Annotated in this window: 13 protein-coding genes; 5 read left to right on the plus strand and 8 right to left on the minus strand. The window is 70.9% G+C overall.

The window, feature by feature from the left end; genetic code table 11:
* Positions 1 to 28: 28 nt before the first annotated feature.
* The 7 genes from ASG91_RS05825 to ASG91_RS05855 all read right to left on the minus strand — a co-directional run bounded on the left by ASG91_RS05825 (position 29) and on the right by ASG91_RS05855 (position 7,466).
* On the minus strand, positions 29 to 589 hold the full coding sequence (locus ASG91_RS05825) for an NADPH-dependent FMN reductase (RefSeq protein ID WP_056921643.1): 561 nt from the start codon (positions 587 to 589) through the stop codon (positions 29 to 31).
* Between the two features lie 9 nt (positions 590 to 598).
* A complete protein-coding gene (locus ASG91_RS05830; protein ID WP_235545431.1) occupies positions 599 to 1,075 on the minus strand; it encodes a thioesterase family protein in 477 nt (158 codons plus the stop codon).
* The gene (locus ASG91_RS05835) at positions 1,072 to 3,474 is read right to left on the minus strand and encodes a bifunctional salicylyl-CoA 5-hydroxylase/oxidoreductase (RefSeq protein ID WP_056921644.1); all 2,403 of its coding nucleotides are present in this window, start codon (positions 3,472 to 3,474) and stop codon (positions 1,072 to 1,074) included. The genes ASG91_RS05830 and ASG91_RS05835 overlap by 4 nt, the downstream gene beginning before the upstream one ends.
* Positions 3,471 to 5,156 carry an AMP-binding protein gene (locus ASG91_RS05840; protein WP_056921645.1) on the minus strand — a complete coding sequence of 562 codons (1,686 nt, stop codon included), beginning with the start codon at positions 5,154 to 5,156 and terminating at the stop codon, positions 3,471 to 3,473. The genes ASG91_RS05835 and ASG91_RS05840 overlap by 4 nt, the downstream gene beginning before the upstream one ends.
* Positions 5,156 to 6,103, minus strand: coding sequence for an acyl-CoA thioesterase II (locus ASG91_RS05845; RefSeq protein ID WP_056921646.1), 948 nt, complete (start codon positions 6,101 to 6,103; stop codon positions 5,156 to 5,158). Before ASG91_RS05845 ends, ASG91_RS05840 begins: the two co-directional genes overlap by 1 nt.
* The gene (locus tag ASG91_RS05850) at positions 6,100 to 6,540 is read right to left on the minus strand and encodes a cupin domain-containing protein (RefSeq protein WP_200961243.1); all 441 of its coding nucleotides are present in this window, start codon (positions 6,538 to 6,540) and stop codon (positions 6,100 to 6,102) included. The genes ASG91_RS05845 and ASG91_RS05850 overlap by 4 nt, the downstream gene beginning before the upstream one ends.
* Positions 6,541 to 6,644: 104 nt before the next feature.
* Positions 6,645 to 7,466, minus strand: coding sequence for a fumarylacetoacetate hydrolase family protein (locus ASG91_RS05855; protein ID WP_056921648.1), 822 nt, complete (start codon positions 7,464 to 7,466; stop codon positions 6,645 to 6,647).
* An 82-nt stretch (positions 7,467 to 7,548) separates the two neighbouring features.
* On the opposite strand from ASG91_RS05855, the gene ASG91_RS05860 reads away from it, so the two are divergent.
* Positions 7,549 to 7,980: a RidA family protein gene (locus ASG91_RS05860; protein WP_056921649.1), complete on the plus strand. Its 432-nt coding sequence runs from the start codon at positions 7,549 to 7,551 to the stop codon at positions 7,978 to 7,980.
* On the opposite strand, the gene ASG91_RS05865 is transcribed toward ASG91_RS05860, so the two are convergent.
* Entirely contained in the window at positions 7,946 to 8,803 is an 858-nt protein-coding gene (locus tag ASG91_RS05865; protein ID WP_157606109.1) for a PaaX family transcriptional regulator C-terminal domain-containing protein, read from the minus strand. The genes ASG91_RS05860 and ASG91_RS05865 overlap by 35 nt on opposite strands.
* 212 nt (positions 8,804 to 9,015) lie before the next feature.
* On the opposite strand from ASG91_RS05865, the gene ASG91_RS05870 reads away from it, so the two are divergent.
* From ASG91_RS05870 to pucL, 4 genes are all read left to right on the plus strand, one after another.
* On the plus strand, positions 9,016 to 10,461 hold the full coding sequence (locus ASG91_RS05870; protein ID WP_056921823.1) for an NAD-dependent malic enzyme: 1,446 nt from the start codon (positions 9,016 to 9,018) through the stop codon (positions 10,459 to 10,461).
* Positions 10,458 to 11,714, plus strand: coding sequence for an aldolase/citrate lyase family protein (locus ASG91_RS05875; protein ID WP_056921651.1), 1,257 nt, complete (start codon positions 10,458 to 10,460; stop codon positions 11,712 to 11,714). Before ASG91_RS05870 ends, ASG91_RS05875 begins: the two co-directional genes overlap by 4 nt.
* A gap of 74 nt (positions 11,715 to 11,788) precedes the next feature.
* Positions 11,789 to 12,301 (plus strand): helix-turn-helix domain-containing protein, encoded by a 513-nt coding sequence (locus tag ASG91_RS05880; RefSeq protein ID WP_056921652.1) that lies wholly within the window; start codon positions 11,789 to 11,791, stop codon positions 12,299 to 12,301.
* 228 nt (positions 12,302 to 12,529) lie between these two features.
* Positions 12,530 to 13,438: a factor-independent urate hydroxylase gene (gene pucL / locus ASG91_RS05885; RefSeq protein WP_056921653.1), complete on the plus strand. Its 909-nt coding sequence runs from the start codon at positions 12,530 to 12,532 to the stop codon at positions 13,436 to 13,438.
* The last annotated feature ends 65 nt before the right edge of the window (positions 13,439 to 13,503 follow it).

Consider the following 13,503-nt stretch of genomic DNA (forward strand, 5'->3'; position numbering starts at 1 on the left):
AGACTTCCCGGCTCACCAGCGGCCCATCCTAGTCGTGGGCGACGGTGGGGACCTTCGTGCGCGCCTTGGCCCGGAGCTCCTCGAACATCGCGGCGAGGGCCTGGTCGTCCTCGTGGCCGGCACTGACCACGCCCTCCTGGGTGAGGGTCTTCCCGAACGCGAGCCCCGGGCCGTCGACCACCGTCATCTTGACCCGCTCGAGGGTCTGCCGCAGCGCCGACTTGGCGTAGCTCGCGCCGTGCCAGCCGTAGCCGACACACCCCACCGGCAGGCCCTCCCACTCGGCGTAGAGGTAGTCGATGGCGTTCTTGAGGGCGGCGTTGTAGCCGCGGTTGTACTCCGGCATGACGAGCACGAGGGCGTCGGTCGCCAGCATCTTGGCCGACCACTGACGGGTGTGCTCGTGGGCGTAGTGGCCGTCGGCGGGCTGGCCGGGTTCGTCGAGGAAGGGCAGCCCGATCTCGCGCAGGTCGTGGACCGTCACGTGGAGGTCCGCGGGCACGGCGTCGAGCACCCACTGCGCCACCTGGTGGCCGATCCGGTGCGGGCGGGTGCTGGCGATGATGACGGACACGCGCGGGGAAGCCATGGCGGAAGCCTAGGCGGGGCCGCCGCCGAGGCGTTCGACCCACTCGGCCGGCCACGGCGCGCTGGTGGCTCGCCCCGGTGCGCTGCGGTCGAGGTGCACCGTGACGTAGCGACCACGCGCGGCCCGGACGCGCGGGGCCTGCTCGAACTCCTCGCCCCACACCTCGAACCCGAAGGTCATCGACGACCTCCCGAGCTCGACCACCGAGACCGTCGTCGTCACCTCCTGCCCGAAGAAGAGCGGCGCCTCGAAATCCGCCTCGTAGCGGACGCGGGGCGCGACGGGGAAGTATCCGTCCATCCCGCGCTCGCGGGCGAGGTGGGCCTCGGCGGCCTCCACGAGCCGGATCACGGTGCTGTTGTGGTAGATCCCGGCGGCGTCGGTGTCGACCCACTCGATCCTGGAGCGCAGCGTCGCGGACGCGAGGACGGGGCGCGCATCCGCGTTGCCGTCCGTCCAGTCGGCTCCGGGTGCGGCGGTGCTCACGCGGACACGGGCGTGGGGGTCGGCGTTGCGGCCTCGCTCGCGCCGGGACGCCAGCGCAGGTGGACCGCGTCCTCGGTGCCCTCGCGCAGCAGGGCCAGTCGCGGCGGGATCTTGTCGGTGCGCGCCGTGGGCGGCCGGCGTCGCCCGGCCTTCCACGGGTCGGGCCACTCGGCTGCCGGCCCGGTGTAGTCCTGCTCCGCGGCCGCGTGCAGGGTCCACATCGGGTCGTAGAGGTGGGTCCGGCCGAGGGCACACAGGTCGGCGCGCCCGGCGAGGAGGATCGAGTTGACGTCGTCGTGCGACGAGATCGCGCCGACCGCGATGACCGCGACCCCGGCCGGCCGGGCGGCCTCGTGCCGGATCCGGTCGGCGAACGGGGTCTGGTAGGACCGCCCGAAGGCCGGCTTCTCGTCCTTGGTGACCTGTCCGGAGGAGACGTCGATGGCCGCGGCGCCGTGGGCGATGAAGGCGCGCGCGATCTCGACGCCGTCGTGCTCGGTGTTGCCGTCCGGCATCCAGTCGGTCGCCGAGATGCGCACCGTGACCGGCACGTGGGCGGGGACGGCCGCGGTCACGGCGTCGAAGACCTCGAGGGGGAAGCGGAGCCGGTTCTCCAGCGACCCGCCGTACTCGTCGGTGCGCTGGTTGGAGATGGGGGACAGGAACGACGACAAGAGGTAGCCGTGCGCCGCGTGCACCTCGACGAGGTCGAAGCCGGCCTCCATGCCGCGCCGGGCTGCGTCGCGGAAGTCGACGACCACCTGGTCCATGTCGGCGCGGGTCATCTCGCGGGGGAGGTGGCAGCCCTCGCCGTAGGGGAGCGGCGATGGTCCGACCACCTCCCAGTTGTCCTCGGGCAGCGGCTCGTCCATGCCCTCCCACATCAGCTTGGTCGAGCCCTTGCGGCCGGAGTGCCCCAGCTGCAGCCCGATCTTCGCGGTGCTGCGCTCGTGCACGAACCGCACGACCCGTGCCCAGGCGTCGCGCTGCTCGTCGGTCCACAGCCCCGGGCAGCCGAGGGTGATCCGGCCCTCGGGTGACACGCAGGTCATCTCCGACATCACCAGGCCGGCCCCGCCCAGGGCCTTGGACCCCAGGTGCACGAGGTGGAACTCACCGGGCAGACCGTCGACCGCGGAGTACATGTCCATCGGGGAGAGGACGACGCGGTTCTTCAGCTCCAGGGATCCGATGCGCACCGGCTGGAACATCGCCGGTGCCAGCTCGTCGCCCCCGGCCACCTGTCGCGCGAACGCGCCCTGGATGCGGGCGGCGAACTCCGTGTCGCGGTCCTTGAGGTTCTCGAAGGTGATCCGGCGTGAGCGGGTGAGCAGGTTGAAGACGAACTCGTCGGGGTCCTGGTCGGCGTACATCCCGATGTTCTCGAACCACTCGAGGCTGGCCTGCGCCGCGCGTTGCGTCGACTCGACGACCGGCTTGCGCTCGTCCTGGTAGGCGGCAAGGGCTTTCGGGACGGAGTCGTGCTCGTGCAGGCAGGCGGCCAGGGCCAGCGCGTCCTCCATGGCGAGCTTGGTGCCCGACCCGATGGAGAAGTGGGCGGTGTGCGCGGCGTCGCCGATCAGGACGACGTTGTCGTGGTGCCAGCTGGCGTTGCGCACCGTCGTGAAGCTCAGCCACTTGGAGTTGTTGGTGAGGATGCGGTGTCCGCCGAGGTCGTCGGCGAAGATCTCCGCGACCCGCTCGACGGCATACTCGTCCGACACCCCGGGCGGGAACACCTGGTCCTCGGTGCGGTCGAACCCGGCCCGGCGCCAGACGTCCTCGTGCATCTCCACGATGAAGGTGGATCCCCGGTCCGAGTAGGGATAGCCGTGGATCTGCATGGTGCCGAACTCGGTGTTGCGCACGATGAACTGGAAGGCCTCGAAGACCAGGTCGGTGCCGAACCAGATGTACTTGTTGTGCCGCGGGTCGAGGCTGGGGCCGAACGCGTCGGCGTACCTGCCGCGCACCTGGGAGTTCAGGCCATCGGCGGCGACGACGAGGTCGTGGGAGGCGCGCAGCTCGTCGGCATCGGGCGCGACGGTGCGGTAGTGGACCTGCACGCCGAGCTCGGCGACCCGGCCCTGCAGGATGCGCAGCAGCTCCTTGCGGCTCATCGCCGCGAAGCCCTGGCCGCCGATCGTCGACGACTGCCCGTCGATCGCGACGTCGATGTCGGTCCACCGCGCGAACTGGCTCTCCATCGCCCGGTAGATCGTGGTGTCGGCGCTCTCGATCCCGCCGAGCGTCTCGTCGGAGAAGACCACACCGAAGCCGAAGGTGTCGTCCGGGGCGTTGCGCTCCCAGACGGTCACCTCGTGGCCCGCGTCGAGCTGCTTCATCAGGGCGGCGAGGTAGAGGCCGCCGGGGCCGCCACCCACGATCGCGATCCTCATGAGGTCCTCTCCTCTGCCTGGTCGCGCTCTGCCGGCTGGTGCTGGGTCAGGTCGCGGAGCTTGAAGTGCTGGAGCTTGCCGCTGGTGTTGCGTGGCAGCTGGTCGACGAACCGGACCCGACGGGGGTACTTGTACGGCGCCAACGTCGCCTTGACGTGGTCCTGGATCTCGCGCGCCTTGGCGTCGTCGCCGACCACTCCTTCGCGGAGCACGACGAACGCGCTGACGATGGAACCGCGCTCGGGGTCGGGCTCGCCGACGACTCCGGCCTCGACCACGTCTGGGTGTCCGTCGATGGCGGCCTCGACCTCCGGGGCGCCGATGTTGTAGCCGGACGACACGATCATGCTGTCGGTGCGGGCCCGGTAGAAGAAGTAGCCGTCCTCGTCCTGCACGAAGGTGTCGCCGGTGACGTTCCAGCCGTCGACGACGTAGGCGTGCTGCCGGTCGTCGTCGAGGTAGCGGCACCCGACCGGCCCGATCACGGCGAGCCGTCCCTCGGTGCCGGGAGCGACCGGCTGGTCGTCGGGGCCGAGGATCGTGGCGCGGTAGCCGGGGACGGGCCGTCCGGTGCTCCCCGGACGGATGTCGTCGCCGGCGGCGGAGATGAAGATGTGCAGCATCTCGGTGGCGCCGATGCCGTCGACGATGGCCAGCCCGAGCTCGGAGCGGATGGTCTCCCAGACCTCCTGCGGGATGTGCTCGCCGGCGCTGACCGCGATGCGGAGCCCCTTGAGCTTGTGGAGGTGGCCGGCCTTCATGATCTGCTTGTATGCCGTGGGGGCCGTCGCGAGCACCGTCACCCCGTGCTCCTCCACGATCTCGGCGAGCTGCGCCGGCGTGGCCTGCTCGGTGACCAGCGCGCACGCGCCGGCGCGGAGGGTGAAGACCACGAGCATGCCCAGCCCGAAGGTGAACGCGAACGGCGCCGTGCACGCGACGACGTCGTCCTCGGTGAGCCGCAGCGTGTGGCGTCCGAAGGTGTTGTCGATCGACAGGATGTCGCGGTGGAAGTGCGTCGTGATCTTGGGGACGCCGGTGCTGCCCGAGGTCGGACCGAACAGGGCGACATCGTCCGCAGCGGTGGCGACGGCAGTGAACTCACCGGACTTCGTGGCGCAGCGGCTGGCCAGCAGGTCGTTCGGGCCTCCGTCGCCGTACGGCACGACGACGAGGTCGGGCGCCAGGGTGTCGCGGACCTCGATGGCATCGACGACGGAGCGCAGGTCGACGAGGGCGATCGACGGCTTGGTCTTCTCGACGATCGGGCCGAGCTCGCGGGCACGCAGGGCCGCCATCGTCGTGACGACCACGCCGCCGGCCTTGAGGGTGCCCAGCCAGGCGGCCACGGTCCAGGGGTTGTTGGGTGAGCGCAGCAGCACGCGGTTGCCGGGCACCAGTCCGAGGTCGTCGGTCAGCACGGCTGCGACCTGGTTGACGGTCCGAAGCAGCTCGCCGTAGCTCCACACCGTGCCGTCGGGCGTGCGCAGCGCCGGCCGGTCGGGGCCGTGCCTGGCGATCGTCGCATCGAGCAGCTCGACCGCGGCATTGAGCCGGTCGGGGTACTGCAGCTCGGGCGTCGTGAACTCCAGGGTCGGCCAGTCGCCGGCGGGCGGCAGGTGGTCGCGGGCGAACGTGTCGGTGTAGCCGCTCGGAGAGAGCGCGACCGGCGAGCTGGACATCACTGACCTCCGGTGGTGGCGCGGATCATGCCTTCCTGCACGACGGTCGCGAGGTGCTCGCCGTCGGGGGTGAAGAAGCGGCCGAGGCCGACACCACGACCGGAGTCGGCGGACACCGCCTCCTGCGCGTAGAGCAGCCAGTCGTCGAGGGCTCCGGGCGCCGGCTGCCGGTGGAACCACATGGCGTGGTCGAGGCTGGCGGTGACCAGACCGGGCCGCGCCCAGGGCAGGTCGAGGACCCGGAGCACCGGCTCGAGGATCGTGTAGTCGCAGACGTAGGCGAGGACGGCCAGGTCGCGCTGGGCGTCGGTGAGCCCGTCGACCGGCCGCAGGGCGTCGAAAGGCTTGACCCACAAGGCCTGCTGGGGCGTGCGGCCGCCGTCCACCTCGAGGTAGACCGGTCCAGGCACGTGTCGCATGTCGAAGCTGCGCCCGCCGGACCAGTACTCCTTCGACTCCGCCGTCATCGTCGAGTCGCCGCCCGGCGTGCGGTCGAGCAGGTATGCCGCGGAGCTGGGCAGCGTGTCCGGTACGGCGATGTCGGCAGGCGCCGACGCGGCATACCGGCCCCCGGGCTCGCCTGCAGCGAAGCTGGCGAGGCAGGTGTAGGCGGCCTTGCCGTTCTGGAAGGCACGGACCTGGCGGGTGGCGTAGCCGCGGCCGTCGCGGAGCACCTCGACCTCGTAGGTGACGGGCGCGCCGATGTCGACGGGGCGCATGAAGTAGCTGTGCATCGAGTGCATGCTCTTGCCGTCGGTCACCGTGAGCATCGCCGCTGCTGCGGCCTGCGCGACCATGTCACCGCCATACGCCTTGGGCCACGGGCAGGGCTGCGTCGTCGCCGTGAAGGCGACGTCGAAGTGCTGTGCTGCAACGGATTCCAGCTCGAGTGCCCTCGTCACGATCTCCGAGGTGGGCGCCTGGGCCCCGCCGGGGGTGCTCGTCACGGGCGGTCCGCCCAGTTGCGCAGCTCGTCGTCGGAGACCTGGAGGAGGTTGACGACGATGTTCTCGGGGGTGCGGGTCGTCATCCAGGTGAGCGGGTTGTTGCGGTCGAGGTTGCACTCGACGTGCGGCATGAACGGCGGCACGAAGACCCAGTCGCCCTCGGCCATGTCCAGGTAGTCCTCGAACCGCTCGCCGAAGTAGATGCGGGCTCGGCCCGAGAGGACGTAGCCGCCGGTCTCCGCCTCGCCGTGGTGATGCGGTGCCGAGCGGTAGCCGGCCTCGTTGCTCACCTTGCCGAACCACAGCCGGGTCGCCGGGGTGTGCTGGATGCTCACGCCGGAGATCCGGCTGGCGCCCTCCGACTGGCCGGTGTCGCCGACCTCCAGCCCACCGCGGGTGACGACCGGGACGACGAGGCCGCTGGCGTCGGCATACATCGAGTTGTCGCCCTCGAGCTGGTACTTGCTGAAGTCAGGTTCCACGGGTGGCTCTCCTTCGTCGGTGGCGGCAGTCCGGTCGGACAGGTCGGTCGGTCGGGCTGTCAGGCTGGTTTGGTCAGGCGGATCGTGTTGCGTAGCAGGCCGATCCCCTCGATCTCGGTCTCGAGGACATCGCCGTCGGCGAGGAACCGCTGGGGGTCACGGGCGACGCCGACTCCTCCGGGTGTGCCGGTGAGCACCAGGTCGCCGGGGCGCAGGACCGTGAAGGTCGAGATGTAGGCGAGCAGGTCGGCGGAGTCGAAGACCAGCGTGGCCGTCGTGTCGCGCTGCACCTCCTCGTCGTTGACGCGGCAGGTGATGGTCAGGCCCCGCGTGGGGTCGACCTCGTCGGGGCTCACGACGACGGGGCCGGTCGGGGTCGAGTCGTCCCACGCCTTGCCCTGGAACCACTGCAGCGTGCGGTACTGCCAGTCGCGCACCGACACGTCGTTGGCGACCGTGTAGCCGGCGATCGCGGCGGCGGCCGTCGCGCGGTCGGCGCCCCGGATCGTCGCCCCGACCACCACGGCGAGCTCGGCCTCCCAGTCGACGTCGGTGCCGGCGGGCAGCGCGACGTCGTCGACGGGGCCGACCAGGCTGTCGGCGTACTTCACGAACAGCGTGGGGTGGCTCGGCAGCTCGCGCCCGGTCTCGAGGATGTGGTCGCCGTAGTTGAGCCCGCAGCAGATCACCTTGCCGGGCCGGGGGAGCGGGGCGACCGGCTCGGCCCCGGGGAGCAGCTCGCCCAGCGGGGTGTCCGGGCCGAGGGTGCCGCCCGCGGCGAGGTGGGCGGACAGGTCGGCGGCCGGGAGGGCCCGCCAGCCGTCGGCGGTGCGGGCCGCGGCATGGGTGGTCCCCTCGTGGGCGACGGTGCCGAACTGCATATAGCGAGATTTTCACGATCGTCGCCAAAGGTCAATAGATGGGCTAGGCTCGAAGCACGCCCAGCCCGACCCTGGAGGTTCGATGTCCGCCCAGCCGCTGACCCCCGTACCCGTCAACCCCGCGTCCCTGGCCGCACCGAGCGGTTACTCGCACGGCACGCTGAGCGGCAACACGCTCTACCTCGGTGGGCAGACCGCCCTCGACGCGCAGATGCAGATCGTGCCGGGCGGCATCGTCGAGCAGTTCCGGCAGGCGTTCTCCAACGTCCTCACCACCCTGGCCGAGGCCGGCGGGATCCCCGAGGACCTCGTCAGCATCACGATCTACCTGACCGACATCCCCGACTACCAGGCCCACGGGCGTGAGATCGGTCGCGCCTGGCGTGAGCTGGCCGGCCCGGTCTACCCCGCGATGGCCGGCATCGGCACGACTGCGCTCTGGCAGCCCGAGGCCCTGATCGAGATCGTCGGCGTCGCGGTCATCCCGGACGAGCGGCTCCGGTCTGCGCGGTGACGAAGTCGTGCGCCGGCTCTGCGAGGAGGCGGTGCAGCTCGAAGAAGGTCTCAGCCGCCCGAGTGCCCGACCACGAGGCGGGCAGCAGGTCGGTCGGCAGGCCGGGGTCGAGATAGGGCAGCCGTCGCCACGCGGTGAGTGCCCGGATGTAGTCGGCGAACGCCTGGGGCCCGGGCTCGACCTCGGGTTGCGCAGCCCAGCTCGCTCGCGCGGGCTCGTGGGCGTCGAGGAAGTCCGTGTAGAGCTGGCCCAGCGCGTCGAGGTCCCACCACTGGGCGACCTTGTCGGCAGGGTCGCCGAACGCGACGTACTCGGCGCGGAACAGGTCGACGTACAGGTCGAGCCCGTTGGCGACGAGCACGTCCCGCGCGTCGTCGGCGAGGTGGCCGGGAGCGATCCACACGCCGGAGGACACGGTGCCGAAGCCGAGCCAGGCCAGCCGGGCCCTCAGGGCGTGCCGCTTCTGGCGCTCGGACTCGGGCACCGAGAAGACCACGACGACCCAGTCGCGGGACTGTGGCTCGGGGCGGGCGAAGATGCGGCGGTCGCCCACCTCGAGCACGTGGCGGGCGTACTCCGACAGGGCGTAGCCGGCGACGCCGTCCCTGCGCTCGGCCTCGACGATCCCCCGGCGCTTGAGCCGCGACAGCGACGAGCGCACGGCCTGGTCGTCGACCCCGGCCGCGGCCATCAGCCGGATCAGGGCGCTGACGCTGATCCAGCCGCCGAACTCGCGGACGTAGAGCCCGAGCAGCGTGACGATCAGCGCCCGCGGCGGCAGGGGTCCCCGCTCGGTGCCACCATCGAGCTCGGTCGTCGTCACGGACGAAATCTATCCGGCCCCCTCGCAGCTTTATCGGGTCTAGGAGGAACGTTGACCTTCACTCCGGTTCAGAAGTCGAGCGAAGATCAACGTTGTTGCCAGACCCGATAAAGCTGTTGGCCGGGGACAGGGTTGTTCTGAGGGCCCGAATCGCTCTAGAGTTCCGTTGAACAGAAATTGAAATCCGCATTGTGGAAGATTGAGGTCGAGTGATGTCAGCACCGAGTCCGGGATACTCCATCACCGTGCGGGCCCAGGCGCCTGTCGCGATCGACACCACCGGTGTCATCGCCGCAGCGGTGGCCGCGGCCGGAGGGGCGCTCACCGCCCTCGACGTCGTGGAGTCGCGCAGTGACCACCTGGTCGTCGACGTGACCTGCAATGCCTCCGACGCCGACCACGCCGACCAGATCACTGCGCAGATCGCCGCCGTCCCTGGGGTGACGGTGCGCAAGGTCAGCGACCGCACCTTCCTGCTCCACCTCGGCGGCAAGCTCGAGGTCGTGCCGAAGGTGCCGCTCAAGCACCGCGACGACCTGTCCCGCGCCTACACCCCCGGGGTGGCCCGCGTCTGCCTGGCCATCGCCGAGAACCCCGAGGACGCCCGCCGCCTCACCATCAAGCGCAACACCGTCGCCGTGGTCACCGACGGCTCCGCGGTGCTGGGGCTCGGCAACATCGGGCCTGCTGCGGCGCTCCCGGTGATGGAGGGCAAGGCGGCGCTCTTCAAGCAGTTCGCGGGGGTCGACGCGTGGCCGGTGTGCCTCGACACCCAGGACACCGAGCAGATCATCATGATCGTCAAGGCGATCGCCCCGGTCTACGGCGGCATCAACCTCGAGGACATCTCGGCGCCGCGGTGCTTCGAGATCGAGGCCCGGCTGCGCGACGAGCTCGACATCCCGGTCTTCCACGACGACCAGCACGGCACCGCGATCGTCACCCTCGCCGCCCTGCGCAACGCCCTGCGCGTCGTGGACAAGAAGCTGGAGGAGGTGCGGATCGTGGTCTCCGGGGTGGGTGCCGCCGGACACGCCATCGTCCGGCTCCTCGACGCCCAGGGTGCCACCGACATCATCGGGTGTGACCGCCGCGGCGCCCTGGATCCCGAGGCCGACCACGCGGACGAGTTCCGCGGCTGGATCGCCCGCAACACCAACCCTTCCCGCACGACCGGGACGCTCAAGGAGGTGCTGCGCGGGGCCGACGTGTTCATCGGCGTCTCGGCGCCGAACCTGCTCGACGGCGACGACATCGCGGGCATGGCCGACCGGGCCGTCGTCTTCGCGATGGCCAACCCCGACCCCGAGGTCGACCCCGTGGCGGCAAGCCACCACGCCGCGGTCGTCGCCACGGGCCGCTCCGACTACGCCAACCAGATCAACAACGTCCTTGCCTTCCCCGGCTTCTTCCGCGGACTGCTCGACGCCGGTGCCCGCGACATCACCGACGAGATGATGATCGCGGCGGCGGCGGCGATCGCCGACTGCGTCCACCCCGACGAGCTCAACGCCAGCTACATCGTGCCCAGTGTCTTCGACGCCGACGTCGCGCCAGCCGTGGCCGCCGCGGTGCGACAGGCGGCCGGAGGGCGGCACGCCGACCAGGCCGCGCGGCATACCGGCTCCGCCACGAGCCGCGAGGCGGCGACCCGGTGACCGTCGACCTGGCTGCCCTGGGCGCGACCCTCGACGAGCGCCTGCGGCACGCCGATGCCGACCTCGCCACGCGCTTCCCCGGCGAGCGACCGGTGCGCCAGCCGGTCCACACGGTCTACGTGCCGGCTGACCGCTACGACTCCGAGCTGGTCGGGCGCTGGCGGACCGAGGCGGTCGCTTCCCTCGACGAGCACGGCGGTGGCGCCGACGGGGTGGCAGGCGCGTTCGGGCTGCCCCCGACGCTCGCTGCCGACCTGCTCCAGCGGGTGCGGGACAAGCTCGAGCGTGAGGCCATCGAGGACCTGCGGATCGACTTCGAGGACGGCTACGGCGCGCGGTCCGACGAGGAGGAGGACGCGGCCGTCGACGCCGCGGCCGCGGCGCTCCTGCGCGCCGTCGACGCAGGGACCGCGACCGCCTTCAACGGCATCCGGTTCAAGAGCTTCGAGGCCCCCACCCGGCAGCGCGGCCTGCGCACGTTCGCACGGTTCGTCGAGGCGGTGACCCGCGACGGGCGGCTGCCGGACGGGTTCGTGGTGACCTTCCCCAAGGTCACGTCCGTCGACCAGGTCGAGGCGATGGTGGTCGCCTGCGAGCAGCTCGAGCAGGGCGTCGGGCTGGCCCCCGGGGCGATCCGGTTCGAGATCCAGGTCGAGACCCCCCAGGCCATCGGCGGGCCGGACGGCACGGCCCTGGTCGCCCGGATGGTGCACGCCTCGTCGGGCCGCTGCACCTCGCTGCACTACGGCACCTACGACTACTCCGCCTCCTGCGGCATCGCGGCGGCCTACCAGTCGATGGAGCACCCAGCGGCTGACCATGCCAAGGCGGTCATGCAGGTCGCCGCTGCGGGGACCGGCGTGCACCTGTCCGACGGCTCGACCAACGTGCTGCCCGTCGGCGACCACGAGCAGGTCGTGGCGGCCTGGCGGCTGCACGGACGGCTGGTGCGACGTTCGCTCGAGCGCGGCTACTACCAGGGCTGGGACCTGCACCCGGCCCAGCTGCCGAGCCGGTTCCTCGCGACCTACGCCTTCTACCGCGAAGGTCTGCCGGCGGCGGGCCAGCGCCTGAAGAACTATGTGGGACAAGTGGATTCGGGCGTCATGGACGAGCCGGCCACGGCACGTGCCCTCTCCGACTTCGTGGTCCGGGCGCTCGACTGTGGTGCCACGGACGAACAGGAGGTGCAGGCCCTGACCGGCCTGGACCGCGCTGCCATCGACCGCCTGGCCCGTCGTTCGCCCGCCTGACCGCCTGGCGTCCCTCCTCGCCTCGTTGACGCCACGTCGCTGACCTCAGCGGGGCGCGCGGGTAGGTTGGCCGCATGCGCGTGCGGGTGGAGTTCACGACCGAGCCGTTCCATGGCGAGGACGACCAGCTGCCGGCGCACGTCACCGCGTCCGCCGACGCGCTGAGGTATGCCGGGTTGTCACCCGACCTGGGACCGCTCGGCACGTCCGTGGAGGGCGAGGCCGACGTGGTCGTCGACGCCGTGGCCGCGGCGCTCAAGGAAGCCATGTCCCACGGAGCGACCCGGGTGACGCTCACCCTGGGGGACGTCGACGCCGTCACCGCCTCTGCGCCGGTCGCTGGTGCCACGGACTTCACCGACGGGCTGTCGCGGCTCATCGCCGACGTCGAGCGCGAGCTCGGTGGCGCGCTGGCCACCCTGCCACGCGCCGAGAAGCAGCACGCCGTGCGGCTGCTGGAGGAGCGCGGGGCGTTCGAGATGCGCCGTAGCGCGGAGACCGTGGCGGAGGCGCTGGGCCTGACCCGCTTCACCGTCTACAACTACCTGAACCGGATCCGCGACTCGGCGGCCGAGCCCACCGGCTGACGCGGCATACCCATCCCTGGGATCTCGGCGACCGCTCGTCGCAAGGGCACCGAACTTTTGAGGCGACAACTTTTCAACAAACTGTTGACTGGGTCACACCATCGCATTTATGGTTCCATCATTCGTAAACAGGTTTCCACCATTCGGAAGATCTTCGAATCGCTCGGGAAGCCATCCGCGCCACCCACGCCTGACCCGCCAGGGTCGACGGGCACCGCAAGGAGCACCATGAGCTTCGTCCTCGGACCCAACCAGTACGGCAAGGCGGAGAACCGAGTCGTCCGCGTCTACCGCGACACCGCCCGCCACGAGATCCGCGACCTCAACGTGTCGACCGCCCTGCGCGGCGACTTCACCGAGGCGCACACCACCGGTGACCAGGCCAACGTCCTGCCCACCGACACCCAGAAGAACACCGCCTTCGCCTTCGCCAAGGAGCACGGCGTCACCTCCCCGGAGGACTACGCCCTCACCCTCGGCCAGCGCTTCCTCGACGTGACACCCGCCGCGAGCGCCAGCCGGATCGAGGTCGAGGAGTACGCCTGGGACCGCATCGAGGTCGGCGGCACCGGTCACGACCACGCATTCGTGAAGCGGGGTGGCGAGGTACGCACGACCGTCGTCACCCGCGACCGCAGCGGTGCCGAGCCGCGCGCCTGGGTCGTCTCCGGTGTGAAGGACCTCGTCGTCCTCAAGTCCACCGGCTCGGAGTTCAAGGGCTACCTCAAGGACGAGTACACGACGCTGAAGGAGACCGACGACCGCATCCTCGCGACCTCGCTCGTGGCGCGGTGGCGTTACGAGACCACCGAGGGCGTGGACTGGAACAAGTCGTTCGACGACGTGCGGTCCCTCCTCCTCGAGACGTTCGCGACCACCTACAGCCGCGCGCTGCAGGAGAGCCTCTACGCGATGGGCTCCGCCGTGTTGGCGGCCCACCCGGAGGTCGCCGAGATCAAGTTCTCCGCCCCCAACAAGCACCACTTCCTGGTCGACCTCGCCCCGTTCGGGCTGGACAACCCGGGTGAGGTGTTCATCGCCGCCGACCGTCCCTACGGGTTGATCGAGGCCACCGTCCAGCGCGAGAACGGCTCCGACGCCGGCGACGCCTGGCTCACCGTGCCCGGCTTCTGCTGATGCACTGACGCACCAACGCGCCACACCACCGCGCCACACCACAGCACCACAGCACCGCACCACGT

The organism is Phycicoccus sp. Soil802 (assembly GCF_001429605.1).
GTDB lineage: Bacteria > Actinomycetota > Actinomycetes > Actinomycetales > Dermatophilaceae > Pedococcus.